We start from the raw sequence: 15,448 nt of genomic DNA on the forward strand, positions 1-15,448 counted from the left end.
CCGCGGACGAAATCGTGATCTCCTGTCATTTCACGTCGCAGGCGCTCAGCCTGTGCGTTGACTGGCCATGTCGCGAGATTTTTTCCTGCCGCCCACAATATTCCCGATCGTGAAACGTCTTCACCTGTATGGAACAGCCGCCGCCCACGAACCCGATGATCGATAGAGATAGCGACATCACCGCGACCGTCTTGCGTGAGCGTACGAAACTCGGAAACTTCATCCGGCGTCGCGTGCGTGATCCAGGCGACGCCGAAGACATCCTGCAAGACGTGCTTCACGAATTCGTGCAGGCGTACCGGCTTCCGGAACCTATTGAACAAGTCAGCGCATGGCTGTTTCGCGTGGCGCGCAATCGCATCATCGACCGCTTTCGCAAGAAGAAAGAGCAGCCTCTGAGCGAGACATCCGGGACCAGCGATAACACCGGCGTCGACGCCGACGAATACCGGCTGGATCTGGCGCTGCCTTCGCACGATGCCGGCCCGGAAGCCGCGTACGCCCGCTCGGTGCTGTTGGCGGCCTTGCAGCATGCGCTCGACGAACTTCCGGAAAACCAGCGCGACATTTTTATTGCTCACGAAATCGAGGGCCGCAGTTTCAAGGAACTGGCTTCAGAAAGCGGCGTGAGCCCCAACACGCTGCTGGCGCGCAAGCGTTATGCGGTGCTGCATCTGCGTACCCGCTTGCAAGCCGTGTATGACGAACTGGATATTTAAAGGAGAAGATAGATGAGATTCAGACTGAGATTCCTCGGCAAGGCGCTGCTGGTTATCGTGGGCATTGCCGTGCTGGGATGGATGGTGATGACCTTATGGAATTGGGTGGTCCCTGCGCTTTTCGTCGGGGCTCGCGCGATCGATTTTGCCCATGCGTTGGGTCTGTTGATCCTTAGCCGGATCCTGTTCGGCGGATTCCGGGGCCATGGCGGCTGGCGTGGACGCCAGCAGTGGCGCCGGTGGGAACAGATGACACCGGAGGAGCGCGAGAAGTTTCAGAAGGGCATGCGTTGCGGCCGCCGCAAACCGCAAGAGGATACGGTATGAGCAATACGTCGGCATCCGCATGCAAACAGGCACCGGGCGTGATCGTGCCCGTCGTGAACTTTAACCGGTGCGAGGGTAAGGCCGATTGCGCGGTCGTATGTCCCGAGAACGTCTTCGACATTCGCCGGATCGATACCGCCGACTATCAGCGCATGGGGCCGTTGCAGAAATTCAAGCTGCGTGTGCACGGCATGAAGGTCGCATACACGCCGAACGCCGATGCGTGCCGCGCATGCGGCTTATGCGTGACCGCGTGTCCCGAACGGGCCATTACCCTGGCCCGGATGAGTTGACAACGCCCCGCCGAGGCGGGCAAGCCAATTGTCCTGATCGCCTCTGCGCCGGCATTTTCCGGGCATGCGGACCCGGCACCAAGGTGCTAGCCCAGGTTTTTCGCAGATTTCGTCGCGCGTGCCGTCGTTAGTGGCGTAAGGCGGCCGCAAGCGTCGGCCCAAGCGATCGGCGATGCAATTTAGTCTTTAAATTTAGGCGCTTAAGCGCATCAGCGGTCGACTTGGAAGGCCCCCACATCCCTTCGCGGCAGCATTAAAAACCCTCGATTTGCGGGTTGTAACGCGAAACGCAGGGTCGGTTCAGCCCTCTTGAAAGCAAAATCAGGCAAAATTCGATGGTTAACCCCGGTCGTTGACCCAGCCGGCGGCGCCCCCAACCCATTTTTCTTGAGATAAGCGATGAGTACCGAGCAACCTACAATCATCTACACCCTCACCGACGAGGCCCCGCTGCTGGCGACGAGCGCCTTCCTGCCTATCATCCGCACGTTCACCGCGCCGGCCGGAATCCGCGTCACCACCAGCGACATCTCCGTCGCTGGCCGTATCCTGGGCGAATTCCCTGAATTCCTGACCGAAGAGCAACGGGTGCCCGACAACCTGGCCGAACTTGGCCGCCTGACGTTGCTGCCTGAGACCAACATCATCAAGCTGCCCAACATCAGCGCGTCCCAGCACCAGTTGATCGGCGCGATCAAGGAACTGCAGGGCAAGGGCTACAAGATCCCGGATTTCCCTGAGGAGCCGAAGACCGACGCCGAGAAGGCGATCCGCCAGCGTTATTCCAAGTGCCTGGGCAGCGCCGTGAACCCGGTGCTTCGCGAAGGCAACTCGGACCGCCGCGCGCCCGCAGCCGTCAAGAACTACGCTCGCAAGAACCCGCACAGCATGGGTGAGTGGAGCATGGCTTCGCGCACCCACGTGGCGCACATGAAGCACGGCGACTTCTATCATGGCGAAAAGTCCATGACCGTGGCGAAGGCTCGCGACGTGAAGATGGAACTGGTGACGCAAAGCGGCAAGACCATTGTGCTCAAGCCGAAGGTGTCGCTGCTGGATGGCGAGATTATCGACAGCATGTTCATGAGCAAGAAGGCGCTGTGCGACTTCTACGAAGAACAGATGGAAGACGCGCGCAAGACCGGCGTGATGTTCTCGTTGCACGTAAAGGCCACCATGATGAAGGTCTCGCACCCCATCGTCTTCGGTCATGCCGTGAAGATCTTCTACAAGGAAGCCTTTGAGAAGCACGGCAAGCTGTTCGACGAACTGGGTGTGAACGTCAACAACGGCCTCGTCAACCTGTACGACAAGCTGGAAAGCCTGCCAACGTCCAAGCACGAAGAAATTATCCGCGACATGCATGCGTGCCACGAGCATCGTCCTGAATTGGCAATGGTGGATTCAGCCAAGGGCATCTCGAACCTGCACGCGCCCAACGACATCATCGTGGACGCATCAATGCCGGCCATGATCCGCATTGGCGGCAAGATGTGGGGCGCCGACGGTCGTCCGAAGGACACGAAGGCCGTGATTCCGGAAAGCACGTTTGCGCGGATCTATCAGGAAATCATCAACTTCTGCAAGACCAACGGCAACTTCGACCCGGTCACCATGGGCACAGTGCCTAACGTCGGGCTGATGGCTCAGCAGGCCGAAGAATACGGCTCGCACGACAAGACTTTCGAAGTACCGGAAGCGGGCGAAGCGCGCATTGTTGACATCGCGACGGGCGAAGTGCTGCTCACGCAAAACGTGGAAGAAGGCGACATCTGGCGCATGTGCCAGGTCAAGGACGCGCCGATCCGCGACTGGGTGAAGCTTGCCGTCACGCGTGCCCGCAATTCCGGCATGCCGGCCATTTTCTGGCTGGACCCGTACCGTCCGCACGAAGCCGAAGTGATCAAGAAGGTCGAGACCTACTTGAAGGATCACGACACCAGCGGCCTGGACATCCAGATCATGTCGCAAGTGCGCGCGATGCGTTACACGCTGGAGCGTGTCATCCGCGGCCTGGACACAATCTCGGTCACGGGCAACATCCTGCGCGACTACCTGACCGACCTGTTCCCTATCATGGAACTGGGCACCAGCGCGAAGATGCTTTCCATTGTCCCGTTGATGGCCGGCGGCGGCATGTACGAAACTGGCGCGGGTGGTTCGGCTCCGAAGCACGTCAAGCAATTGGTGGAAGAAAACCATCTGCGCTGGGACTCGCTGGGTGAATTCCTGGCGCTGGCGGTATCGCTGGAAGACTTGGGGTTGAAGACCGGCAATGCGCCCGCCAAGATCCTGGCAAAGACGCTGGACGCCGCCACGGGTCAACTGCTTGAGAACAACAAGAACCCGTCGCCCAAGACTGGACAACTGGACAACCGCGGCAGCCAGTTCTATCTCGCGATGTACTGGGCCCAGGAACTGGCAGCGCAAACGGAAGACGCAGCCTTGGCGGCCCAGTTCGCGCCGTTGGCGAAGCAACTGACGGCTGACGAGAAGACCATCGTGGATGAGTTGTCAGCGGTTCAGGGTCAAGAGGCGGACATTGGCGGATATTACAAGCCGGACTTCGCGAAACTGGAGTCGGTAATGCGCCCGAGCAAGACGCTGAACGCCGATCTGGCGGCTGCTCAGGCTTGAGGTGTTTGATTAGGTTGATTGGTGTTTAGCCTTTGATCGCTTTCTTGCGGCTTCGACCGGAAGAAAGCGTGAACGGCGTAGTTGCTTGCAGGCATCGGCGCGGATAGTTCAACAGGATTCTCCGCGCTGATTTTTGCATCATTAATTCGTATAACTATCTATTATTTCGCGACCGGGTAACTCGATCTGATGCCTGTGCGCCGGTTGCCTGCGCTATTGCCGGGGAGGATCGTCTTCAACTCACGCTGACCACTAACACAGAAAGCAGAAATCTGGCCGCCCCCCACAACGCCAGCACCCCCATTTCCCCATAAGCGCGATTCAACCACACCTTGACGCGCTGCCGCTCCGGCAAACCGAGCCCGGAAGCGGCCCGATCCGGGTGATTGGCGTTTAGGCTACACGGAAAAAAGATGCGTGACAGCAGCATGCTTGCTCTCGCATGGATTTTTTGAATCGGGCGGAAGCTAGGCTTGGTCCGGCCCGCATGAGTGACACGACCACGGCGGGACTGGCAAGACCGCGAATGAACGCGTGCCCGCGCCGCTAAATAAACCGGCTAACGTGTCGTTAACCAAGAGAAATCATCTACGATTAAATTTCCCCCGACAACGGCTCCACGGTTCCGGATAGATAACTCGCCGGTTTTTCGAAAGGAAATGGTCTAACGATCGTGCTTTGTCCGAATAGACGATTCCGGCGGGCTGCGGTATGTTGAATCACCGGCTGCAAGAAGTCGCCCTGTTTAAGAATGCCTGGCAAGCGACCTGCTGCTAATTAACAAAAATGCCCTCAACCCGGATCTTGCTTGCCAAGCGACTCAAGCTGACAACAGCCGCTCTGTGTGTGCTGGTCTTAAGCCTTGCGACGCCTTTGCTCCTCCATCAATCACGCGCCTATTCATTGGCGGAGAACGGGGCACAATCGTTAGACCGCTTTCGTGCCGCGTTGCTCGCCATGGAAAGCGTATCGGCGGAACGCGGCCCCGCTAACGGCGCACTCGGCGCAGACGCCCGGAATGCGCCGGCGTTGCGACTGCCCTTGGTCAATGCGCGCGCCGAAAGCGACCGGCGCCTGGCGGTGCTGCGCTCGCTGATTACCAGTCAGGCGTGTCCTGGCTGCATCGTTGAACGCACGTCCGTAGATACCGTGGAAACGCAGCTTGTTGCTGCCCGCAATCAAGTCGACCGCCTCATTGCCCAGCCCATAGAACAACGTGACCATGATGCCGTCTTAAGCGCGGTCAACCAGATGATTGCCGTCATTCCCCACTTCGGGCCACTGGCTAATTCCAGCGCAGCGGGCATTGTGCGCGGTGATCCTAATGCACTGAATTGCGTTTTGATCGCGCGATTGAGCGCTCAACTTCGTGAACAGGCGGGACTTCTAGGGTCGACTTTCACTGCGGCGCTGACCGCTCACCGGCCCTTGAGCGAAGCCGAATTATTCGCGCAAGAGCGGGCTAAAGGACGCATAGACGAATTGCGCAGCCTGATAGCTGCCCGCGTGGAACACACACCGCTCAGCGCAACCACCTATCAGCGCCTCACCAGCGTCTATTACGACAATGGCCTGAGCTACATGGCGCGCGTCCGGGCAATGGCAATGGCACCGGAAGGAGCCAGTCTCACGGCGGCCGAACTGGCCGCGGAGTATGTGCCGACCATGAAGCCCATCGTGCAATTTCGCGACTACGCGCTGGATCTGGCCGAAAGCGAAGTCAAAGGACATCGTAATGATTCGCTGATGTTGCTGGTTGCAAGTGCAATGGGCACCGCGGGCGTTCTGTACCTTTTGCTGATTGCGTCGGTGTACTTCAGGCGGCGTTTCGTCCAGCCGTTTCTTGAAGCCGCGGACATCATCATGGCGATCGCCGATGGAAAGCTCGAGACCCCCATCCCTCACGGTGAGCACCGGCTTGAGATCCGCCGCCTGTTTCACGCAATCCTTGTGCTGAAAGAAAACAGCATCGAAAAAATGCGGCTTGAGCACGAGCGCAATATTCTGCTGCGTGAACTCGAGACCGTTGCCGACACCGACTTTCTCACCCGCTTGCTCAACCGCCGCGCGTTCGAACGCAAGGCGACCGCAACGCTAAGCCGGCGCGCGGGAACGCAAGCCAAGCAGGTCCTCATCATGTTCGACGCGGATCGCTTCAAGCAGATCAACGACACCCTGGGCCACGCCGCCGGTGATCTGGCGCTGCAGACGATTGGAAGACTATGCAGCGAGATATGGCGTCAGCCAGACATCGTGGCACGCCTTGGCGGCGAGGAGTTCGCTGTGCTGACAAAGGTCGATGATGTCAGCGAAGCCATTGGCGCCGCCAACGAACTGCGACAGCGGCTAGCGTCCACGGTGCTGGAACTGGACGGTGCCCGCTTTACAGTCACGTTGAGCTTCGGGATCTCGCTCGCTTCGCAAACCGGGCGTGAAACGCTCGACGCCCTTCTGCTACGCGCCGACAAGTTGCTTTACAGCGCCAAGCTGGGCGGGCGTAACTGTATTGTGTCGGACATCGAAAGCTCGACAAGTCACTAGCATTGCCTGTAAGCCGCGTGCCCGTGTTCCCCAACCGGGGAATCGGTAGACAAACGCGCTGTCGCGGCTGTTCATTTAGCGGGGCCGTGCCTGCTGCCGATCATTCCACCATGGGCGTTCGTACGCGTGCAGCGAGGAACTGTACGAAGGTGCGCACCTTGCTCGAATGGCGGCGATTCGGCAGGTAAGCAGCGTAGATCACCGAATCGCCCGCATGCGGATTGACCTCGGTGTTTTCAAAGAGGCGCCGCAGCCGGCCGGCGCCGATCTCCGGCGCCACCAGCCACTCTGGCAGCAGCGCAATGCCCCTGCCCGCGAGGATGGCTTCGAACAGTACGTCAGGGTTATTCGCAATCAGATGGCCACGCACTTCGACCCGTTCTTCCGTGGCTCCATGGCGAAACGTCCACACCTGCCTTGCCGCCCGATGGGGTCCGCCATACGCGAAGCGCAGGCATTCATGGTTAGCGAGCGCCCGCGGTTCAGCAGGCGTGCCATGCCGCTCCAGGTACTCATGGCTTGCCACGACAAAACGCTTGTTGTCGGCCAGCTTCCTGACGACCAGGTTTTCATCGCGTGACGGCAAGCCGATTCGAATCGCGACATCAATACGCTCTGCGGCCAGGTCTACATAGTGGTCGGCGACCACCACGTCGAGGACCACACGGGGATACTCGCTCAGGAAAGTGGCAAGGTGCGGCGCCAGGCACAGCCGACTGTATGCCGTAGGCACGGAGATACGCAGCGCGCCAACGGGCGCCGCGCCGCTGTCGAAGATGCTGTCATCGGCTTCAGCAAGGTCGTCCAGCACCTTGCTGATTTGCTCGACGTACGCGGTGCCGGCGTCGGTGAGGCTCACGCGCCGCGTGGTGCGCGTGAGCAGCGCCGTGCCAAGTGACGCTTCGAGCGCATCCATCAAGCGCGTCACCGACGAAGTGGCCACACCCAGGCGCTGCGCGGCCTTGGAAAAGCCGCCGGCCTCAGCCACTTCCAGCAAGGTAGTCAACGCAACCAGTTTGTCCACTCGAAGACTCCATGGCTTAAGCGTTGCGCGGCACGCAACGCGAGATTGCTCTGTGCACGTATTCTACTAACGAATCGCAATCGATATCCTGTGGGCAATCTTCCTCAGGAGCGCGCCGTGCAAGCCCTCGAAATCTCTGTCAACTACGACTTCATCTGTCCGTGGTGCTGGATCGGCCACCTGAATCTGGCTTCGGGAATTCGCGCAGCCAACCTGCCGGCACCCGCTTCCATCCGGTATGTGCCGTTCGAACTGAATCCCACGATGCCCGTCGACGGAATGGACCGGCGCGAATACCGGACGGCCAAGTTCGGCAGTTGGATGCGCTCGCAAGTGTTGGACGCGCAGGTTGCGGCGACGGGTCTGGCTGCCGGCGCGCAATTCAACTACGAGAAGGTCAGCAGAACGCCGAACACACGCCTCGCCCATCAATTGATGCAGTACGCGATGAGCATCGGCGACACGCACAAGACCGAAGCGCTCTATCAGTCGATATTCGCGGCGTACTTTTCGCAGGGACGCGATATCGGCCTGCTCGGCACGTTGGTTGAGATTGCCGCTAAAAACGGCTTTGACGGCGTCGCTGCAGAGGACTACCTGACGCATGGTCGAGGTCTCGCGAAGGTACGCGAAGCGCAACGGCTCGCACGACAGCAAGGTATTCGTTCGGTGCCGACCGTTTTCATCGCGGGCGAAGCGATCAGCGGCGCGCAACCTCCGGCGGTATTTGCCAACGCGCTACGGGCCGGGCTCGAACGGAGCGTCGCATGAACTCGTCAGTGAAGCCGCATGCGGTAGTCGTCGGCGGGTCGTTGAGCGGGCTGTTCACGGCCACCACCTTGCGCCAGGCGGGATGGGACGTCGATGTGTTCGAACTGTCGCCGAATGAGCTGGACAGCCGCGGCGGCGGCATCGTGTTGCAACCCGACGTGCTGGCCGCGTTCCGGTTCGCGGGCGTTGGCTTGCCGGAACGACTTGGCGTGAAGTCGGGAGACCGGATCTATCTGGACCGTGACGACAACCTGATCGAGCAGTTCTACATGCCGCAGACCCAGACGTCATGGAACCTGCTGTACACCACCATGAAGCAGGCGCTGCCCGCCGAGTCGCTTCATGCAGGCGAGGCGTTCACTGGTTTCGATACAGAGGGCGAACAGGTCGTCTCGCATTTCGCAACCGGACGCAGCGAGCGTGCCGACTTGCTGATCGGCGCAGACGGTGCGCGCTCAAGCGTGCGTCGCGTTCTGTTGCCAGAAGTCGCGCCGAGCTACGCAGGATATGTCGCCTGGCGCGGTCTCGTTCCGGAAAACGCGTTGTCGCAGCAAGCGGCGGATGTCCTGCGCGACCGCTTCACCTTCCAGCAGGGCTCGGGACATTCCGCCCTGGGCTATCTGATCCCGGGCGAGGACGGCTCGACCACTCCTGGCGAGCGCCGCTGGAACTGGGTCTGGTACCGCAAGCAGACACGCGACGAACTCGATCAACTGCTGGTCGATCGTGACGGCCGCCAACGCACGTTCTCCTTGCCCCCGGGCGCAACGAAAGAGGCGGATATCGACGTTTTGCGCGCAGCTTCCGCGGAATTGCTTGCGCCGGCGTTTCAAGCCCTGGTCGCTTCGACGCAGGAGCCGTTCGTGCAGGCCATCCAGGACCTGCACGTGCCTCGGATGGTGTTCGGGAGGGTGATCCTGCTCGGCGACGCCGCGTTCGTGCCGCGGCCCCACACCGCCGGCAGCACGGCCAAGGCAGCCGCCAACGCGCTGGCACTGGCGACTACGCTGGCGTCGACACCCCACACAAGCACAGCGCTCGACGGTGCGCTCGCGCGTTGGGAACGGGCACAGCTTCAGCTCGGTGTCCGCATGACTGATCTCGGCGTGTCGCTCGGCAACCGCTTGATGAACATTGAACATTAAAACCAATTTCGACTACTGACGGATCCATCACCATGACGCCTAACGCATCTGCCGCTGGCCCAAACGGCAGCGCAGTCAAGCTTACCCAGGGCATGATCGCGCTGTTCGCGTTCTGCTGCGGCGCGATCGTCGCCAACCTCTACTACGCGCAACCGATCACCGAGCTCATCGGGCCGGACATTCACATGTCAGGCGGTACGGCGAGCCTGATCGTCTCGCTCACGCAGATCGGCTATGCATTCGGACTCTTCTTCCTGGTTCCGCTCGGCGATCTGCTGGAGAACCGCAGGCTGATGATCACGACAGCCATTGTCTCGATCTTCAGTCTCGCGCTGGCAGCCGTCACGCATCAGCCGAACGCGTTCCTGGCGGTCTCGCTGCTGGTCGGGTTCAGCTCGGTCGCCGTGCAGATCCTGATCCCGCTGGCCGCGCACCTTGCACCCGACGAATCGCGTGGCCGAGTCGTCGGCAACATCATGAGCGGGCTCCTGCTTGGCATATTGTTGTCACGTCCAATCTCAAGCGTGGTGGCCGGTCATTTCGGCTGGCGCGCCGTGTTCGGCTCGGCGGCGGTGTTGATGGCCATCGTGACGACGGTCCTGGCGTTGACGATCCCGCGCCGCCAGCCCTCGCATCAGGCGACCTACTTTCAGTTGATCCATTCGCTTGGCGAGCTAGTCGTGACCCTGCCGGTACTGCGTCATCGCGCGCTGTATCAAGGGCTCATGTTTGCCGCGTTCAGCCTCTTCTGGACCGCGGTGCCGATCGAGCTGACACGTCACTACGGCCTGTCGCAGAACGCGATTGCTGTGTTCGCGCTGGTAGGCGCAATAGGCGCCACCTCCGCGCCCGTAGCAGGGCGGTTGGCTGACGCCGGGCACTCGGTTCGCGCTACGTTGATTGCCCTCGTGGTCGGCGCGCTCGCGTTCACACCGGCACTGATTCATCCGGCGTGGGGCGTAGGAGGACTCGTCGTGACCGGCGTTGTGCTGGACTTCGCCGTGCAGATGAACATGGTGCTCGGCCAGCGCGAAATCTATGCGTTGCATGCGGCCAGCCGTAATCGTCTGAATGCGCTTTATATGACCAGCATCTTCATTGGCGGCGCGATCGGATCGGCGCTCGCCAGCAGCTTGTATGACCATGGCGGATGGAAGTTGACCGCTGCCGTTGCGAGCGTATTCCCTATCATCGCGCTGATCCATTACCTGACGGTCGGCAGGTCGATCGCAGCGGCAACACCTTGAACGGCGTTAAGCGCTCCTCGCGGACGCGGGGGGGCGCTTTGGCGACGATGCGACCAAGCGTTATGCGAGTCGGATTTCTTCTTCAGTGACCGCGTCCGGGAACATGTTGCAGAGCGGAATAGCTGCGCTGCAGGGCGACGCGGGAGGAAGGTTTGTGCATGCACTTAGGTATCGGGGAAGGCCCGGACTTTAAGGATTATTAAGGTATCCATCAGGACATTTAGTTTGTGCCGCCGTATGCTCGCTTCAGGTCCATGATGCATAACATAACGATTAGCGCACCGCATCTCAAGACGACCTGAGCATTGGTTCGCCAATAATCGGAAGGCATCTGCAAGCCTGGCACTGCGTATGAGGTGCGCGAACAAAAGCGCACTTTCTTCAAGAGCGAGCGCAGCCCGGAAAAACCCTGACCGGCAGCTCGTCTTGTGACGAGCCACTACCTACGGCAAAAAACGCTATACAATTTATCTATCGATCATTTACTATGCGTACAGGAACCAGAGTATCGACGTGCCCGTATCAAGGACGATGTGGGCAAGATCGCATTCGCCTTCACAAAGGCAAAAGGCTCAGTAAGGACATGCGTGCCCGCGCGTTCGATTCTCAGGCTTGACCGGTCAAACCCGGTTTATTTTCTGGATCAATCTTGATTAAAGGTGCTGCGATGACTCGCAAGCCGCTAATCTTCGCCGCTATCGCCGTGGTTCTCCTGGCGGGCTGCGTCGCACTATGGATCATGTGGGAGCCGGGCATCGCTGCAGTGCAACCTCCGGGTGCCTCCTCATTTGACCGTCAACTCAAACTCGATGGCGCCCGCGTCGTCGCGCTGGGAGACTGCGCTGTCTGCCACACCGCCAAGGGCGGCAAGCCTTTCGCCGGCGGCTTGCCGTTGGCAACCCCGTTCGGCACGATCTATGCAACCAACATCACGCCCGACGCCGATACCGGCATTGGCGCATGGTCGCTGGACGCGTTCACCCGCGCGGTGCGCCGGGGTATTTCGCGCGATGGTCATCAGCTTTACCCCGCCTTCCCGTATATTCATTTCACCCGGATGTCGGACCATGACGTGTCTGCGGCGTATGCATACCTGATGAGTCGTGACCCGGTCAAAGCAACTACGCCCGACAACAAGCTGATCTTCCCCCTGAATTTCAGGCCACTGGTAGCGTTCTGGAACGTGATGTTCCTGAGACCCGGTGAAAGGACTGCGGACGCCGCGCAGAGCGTCGAGTGGAACCATGGCCGCCTGCTGGTCGATGGCCTCGGACATTGTGCCGCGTGCCACTCGCCACTCAATGTAATCGGTGGCGAGAAGTCCAGACAAGCGTTTGATGGCGGCCAGGTAGATGGCTGGGATGCGCCGCCGCTCAACCAGTTGAGCAATGCGGTCAAGCCCTGGAGCCACGAGCAACTGGTGACTTACCTGCGCACCGGGCGCGCTAGCGAGCACGGCGCGGCTGCTGGACCCATGCTTCCCGTGACGCGCGATCTGGCGACCGTGCCGCAAGCAGACGTGGAGGCTATTGCGACTTATCTGCTGTCGATACAGAAGCCCGTGACGGAAGCGGCTGGCGAGACTGCCACGCAGGACGCCGCTACAACGGCGAGCGCACAGCGGGGCGCCATCCTCTTCAACGGATCGTGCGCATCGTGCCATGGCAGAGACTCCCCCATGCAAACCATTGGCAAACGGCCCACGCTCGCGTTCAGTACCGCGGTGAACGCGCAAACGCCTCGCAACGCGATTCAGATGATGATGGGCGGCGTGCCATGGCACGGCGAAGACACGATCAACTACATGCCCCCTTTCGGCGAAGTATTCAGTAACAACCAGCTTGCCGATCTTGCGATCTATCTGCGCTCCGCCTATTCAAAGCGCGCTCAGTGGAAGACCGTCAACGACAGCGTAGTGAAAATCCGAAAGGAGAATGACGCGCGATGATCCAGCTCACCGTAAACGGCGTGCAGCACGCCCTGGATATTGATCCGTCCACACCGCTGCTCTATGCGCTTCGCAACGACCTGCAACTCCACGGCGCCAAGTTCGGCTGCGGCCTCGGACAATGCGGCGCGTGTACCGTGATTGTTGGCGACCGGGCGACCTTTTCGTGCCTGTTGCCGGTATCGGCTATTGGCGACCGTGCGGTTCGAACCATCGAAAGCCTGGGCACGATCGACCATCCCGGGCCCTTGCAAAAGGCCTTCATTGAACATCAGGCAGCCCAGTGCGGGTATTGCATTGCGGGCATGGTCATGCGCGCCCAGGCGCTGATCGAGCGCACGGCGCATCCGACTGAAGCACAGATGCGCGAACACATGGAACCGAACCTTTGCCGGTGCGGCACCCATATGCGCATTCTCGCGGCAATCCGGCAAGTGGCGGGCCTTCCCGAAGCGGGCAGCGCCAGTCCCACGAGCGGCGCGGCAGCGGGAACAGGAGTCTCGCAATGAACGCACAGGACAATCAACTCGACGAAGGGCGCCGCCGCTTCATGCTATCCGGCGCACTGATAGTAGGTTTTAGCCTGGTACCGGGCGTGAGCGCGCTGGCGCAAGAAGTAGTTGCCGATGAAGGCGCCGCCGTGCGCATCAGTAAGGAAACCGAATCACTTGCCGGAAGTCTGAAGACCAATCCGCTGCTGGACGCCTGGATCAAGATCTCTCCCAACGGCCAGGTCACGGTATTCACCGGCAAGGTGGAGCTTGGCACCGGCGTGAGAACTGCCTTGCTTCAGGTGGCTGCGGAAGAGCTGGACATGGCCCCGTCGCTCATCACCTTCCTCACGGCCGACACAGGGCTTTCACCCGACGAGGGTTTGACCGCCGGCAGTCACACGATTGCGGATAGCGGCACCGCGCTGCTGAACGCCGCGGCGCAGGTTCGCGCGCTGCTGGTGGACGCGGCGGCGCAACGCCTGGGCGTCGACGGCGCAACACTGAAGGTCAGTGACGCCAGGATCACCGCACCGGACGGACGCACGGTGACTTACGGCGAGGCGGTGCAAAACGTAGACCTGCATCGCAATGCGACGCCCGTGTCCCCGCTGAAAGATCCGCAAGCTTTCAAGGTGATCGGCACCTCCCTGCCGCGACTGGATATCCCGGGCAAGCTCACAGGTGCGGCCAGCTATGTGCAGGACATGCACATGCCTAACATGGTTCACGCGCGTGTCGTCCTGCCCCCCTCCTATGACGCCGCCCTGCTCGACATCAACGAGGCTGAGGTCATGAAGATGCCCGGTGTGATGAGGATCCTGCGGAACGGCAATTTCCTGGCGGTCGTGGCAAAGGGCGAATGGCAAGCGGTTCTCGCACAGAGAACCTTGTCGGCAGGCAGCCGATGGAGCACCGGTCGCCCACTTCCCGATCCCGATACCGTGCACCGGGACCTCAAGACGATCGCCACTCAACACATCGAGATCGCCAATACACACGCCCCCGCCGCGCCAGCGGTCAGGACGCTTAGCGCAACCTATATCAAGCGCTATCTGATGCACGGTTCTATCGGCCCCTCATGTTCGGTCGCGTTGTTCGAAAACGATAAACTGACCGTCTGGACCCATTCCCAAGGGGTCTATCCGTTGCGAGACGGCTTGGCGGAAATGCTGTCAATGCCCAAGGAGAAAGTGCGCTGCATCCATACGGAAGGCTCTGGTTGCTACGGCCACAACGCCGCCGACGACGCGGCTGCGCACGCGGCGCTGATTGCGATCGCGCTGCCCGGCCAGCCGGTTCGCGTGCAATGGATGCGCAACCAGGAGCATACGTGGGACCATTTCACGCCCGCCATGATCACCGAGGTGAGCGCTTCGCTCGACGCACAGGGAAGGATCGTCGACTGGAACTACGCGCTGTGGAGCAGTTCCCACAACGAGCGCATTGTGAACGCTGGGCGGCTGATGCCCGCCACCTTGCTCGCCAAGCCATTCGTCTCCGCACCGTCAACGCCAATGCTCCAACCGGAAGGCGGCGGTGACCGCAACGCGATCCCGCTGTATGCGTTGCCCAATGTCCACGTCATGAACAACTTCTCACCGACCATGCCTCTGCATACGTCGGCAATGCGCTCGCTTGGGGCGCACACCAACGTGTTCGCTATCGAGAGTTTCATGGATGAGCTGGCCTTCGCGGCGCAAGCTGATCCCGTCGAGTTTCGCCTGAAGCACCTTCAGGACCCGCGCGCGCAAGATGTAATCCGGCTCGCCGCGAAGGAGTTCGGCTGGCCGCGTCCGCCGCGTCAAGCTAACCGTGGCGTAGGGTTTGCCTTCGGCAAATACAAGAACCTGATGGCCTACGTGGCGATCGCGGTCGAGCTCTCCGTTGAACGGGAAACCGGCCAGGTGCGGGTCGAGCATGCGGTAGCCGCAGTGGATAGCGGACAGATCGTCAACCCCGATGGCATCCGCAATCAGATTGAAGGCGGAATCATTCAGTCGACAAGCTGGACGCTTTACGAGGAACTGAAATACGATACATCGCGGATCAGAAGCTTTGACTGGAGCACCTATCCAATCCTGCGTTTTTCCGCCGTGCCGAGCAGTGTGAAAGTTCATTTGATCGATCGGCCCGGCGCGCCGTTTCTTGGCAGTGCCGAGGCGTCCATGGGCCCCGCCGCCGGAGCACTCGCCAACGCGCTCTTCGACGCAACAGGCAAGCGTCTTCGTCAGATGCCGTTAGGCGGCGACAGCTTGCGCAGGCAGATCGAGGTCTAGCGCTTTTACTTCAGCGTGCATCCGAG

The 15,448-nt window shown here is 60.5% G+C and carries 12 protein-coding genes; 11 read left to right on the top strand and 1 reads right to left on the bottom strand.

Annotation, left to right across the window (positions count from 1 at the left end; all coding sequences use genetic code 11):
• Positions 1 to 128: 128 nt before the first annotated feature.
• The 5 genes from SBC1_RS20475 to SBC1_RS20495 all read left to right on the top strand — a co-directional run bounded on the left by SBC1_RS20475 (position 129) and on the right by SBC1_RS20495 (position 6,517).
• Complete coding sequence (locus SBC1_RS20475; protein WP_370469637.1) at positions 129 to 719, top strand: RNA polymerase sigma factor; 591 nt, start codon at positions 129 to 131, stop codon at positions 717 to 719.
• 12 nt (positions 720 to 731) lie between these two features.
• A complete protein-coding gene (locus tag SBC1_RS20480; protein WP_165097303.1) occupies positions 732 to 1,046 on the top strand; it encodes a hypothetical protein in 315 nt (104 codons plus the stop codon).
• Positions 1,043 to 1,339 (top strand): 4Fe-4S binding protein, encoded by a 297-nt coding sequence (locus SBC1_RS20485; protein WP_165097300.1) that lies wholly within the window; start codon positions 1,043 to 1,045, stop codon positions 1,337 to 1,339. Before SBC1_RS20480 ends, SBC1_RS20485 begins: the two co-directional genes overlap by 4 nt.
• Positions 1,340 to 1,738: 399 nt before the next feature.
• Positions 1,739 to 3,976 carry an NADP-dependent isocitrate dehydrogenase gene (locus tag SBC1_RS20490; RefSeq protein ID WP_165097297.1) on the top strand — a complete coding sequence of 746 codons (2,238 nt, stop codon included), beginning with the start codon at positions 1,739 to 1,741 and terminating at the stop codon, positions 3,974 to 3,976.
• A 957-nt stretch (positions 3,977 to 4,933) separates the two neighbouring features.
• Positions 4,934 to 6,517: a diguanylate cyclase gene (locus SBC1_RS20495; protein WP_165097294.1), complete on the top strand. Its 1,584-nt coding sequence runs from the start codon at positions 4,934 to 4,936 to the stop codon at positions 6,515 to 6,517.
• A gap of 100 nt (positions 6,518 to 6,617) precedes the next feature.
• Here SBC1_RS20495 and SBC1_RS20500 read toward each other — a convergent pair whose 3' ends face one another.
• On the bottom strand, positions 6,618 to 7,541 hold the full coding sequence (locus SBC1_RS20500; RefSeq protein WP_165097291.1) for a LysR family transcriptional regulator: 924 nt from the start codon (positions 7,539 to 7,541) through the stop codon (positions 6,618 to 6,620).
• A 117-nt stretch (positions 7,542 to 7,658) separates the two neighbouring features.
• Between SBC1_RS20500 and SBC1_RS20505 the strand changes: the two genes are divergently transcribed.
• The 6 genes from SBC1_RS20505 (at position 7,659) to SBC1_RS20530 (ending at position 15,422) form a co-directional block, all read left to right on the top strand.
• Positions 7,659 to 8,312: a DsbA family oxidoreductase gene (locus tag SBC1_RS20505; protein ID WP_165097288.1), complete on the top strand. Its 654-nt coding sequence runs from the start codon at positions 7,659 to 7,661 to the stop codon at positions 8,310 to 8,312.
• Positions 8,309 to 9,457 carry an FAD binding domain-containing protein gene (locus tag SBC1_RS20510; protein ID WP_165097285.1) on the top strand — a complete coding sequence of 383 codons (1,149 nt, stop codon included), beginning with the start codon at positions 8,309 to 8,311 and terminating at the stop codon, positions 9,455 to 9,457. The genes SBC1_RS20505 and SBC1_RS20510 overlap by 4 nt, the downstream gene beginning before the upstream one ends.
• A 32-nt stretch (positions 9,458 to 9,489) precedes the next feature.
• Positions 9,490 to 10,704: an MFS transporter gene (locus SBC1_RS20515; protein ID WP_165097282.1), complete on the top strand. Its 1,215-nt coding sequence runs from the start codon at positions 9,490 to 9,492 to the stop codon at positions 10,702 to 10,704.
• Between the two features lie 667 nt (positions 10,705 to 11,371).
• The gene (locus SBC1_RS20520; protein ID WP_165097279.1) at positions 11,372 to 12,652 is read left to right on the top strand and encodes a cytochrome c; all 1,281 of its coding nucleotides are present in this window, start codon (positions 11,372 to 11,374) and stop codon (positions 12,650 to 12,652) included.
• Positions 12,649 to 13,161, top strand: a complete 513-nt coding sequence (locus tag SBC1_RS20525) for a (2Fe-2S)-binding protein (protein WP_165097268.1) — start codon at positions 12,649 to 12,651, stop codon at positions 13,159 to 13,161. The genes SBC1_RS20520 and SBC1_RS20525 overlap by 4 nt, the downstream gene beginning before the upstream one ends.
• Positions 13,158 to 15,422, top strand: coding sequence for a molybdopterin cofactor-binding domain-containing protein (locus tag SBC1_RS20530; RefSeq protein ID WP_165097265.1), 2,265 nt, complete (start codon positions 13,158 to 13,160; stop codon positions 15,420 to 15,422). The genes SBC1_RS20525 and SBC1_RS20530 overlap by 4 nt, the downstream gene beginning before the upstream one ends.
• The last annotated feature ends 26 nt before the right edge of the window (positions 15,423 to 15,448 follow it).

The sequence above is a fragment of the Caballeronia sp. SBC1 genome (assembly GCF_011493005.1).
In the GTDB taxonomy this organism is placed as follows: Bacteria; Pseudomonadota; Gammaproteobacteria; order Burkholderiales; family Burkholderiaceae; genus Caballeronia.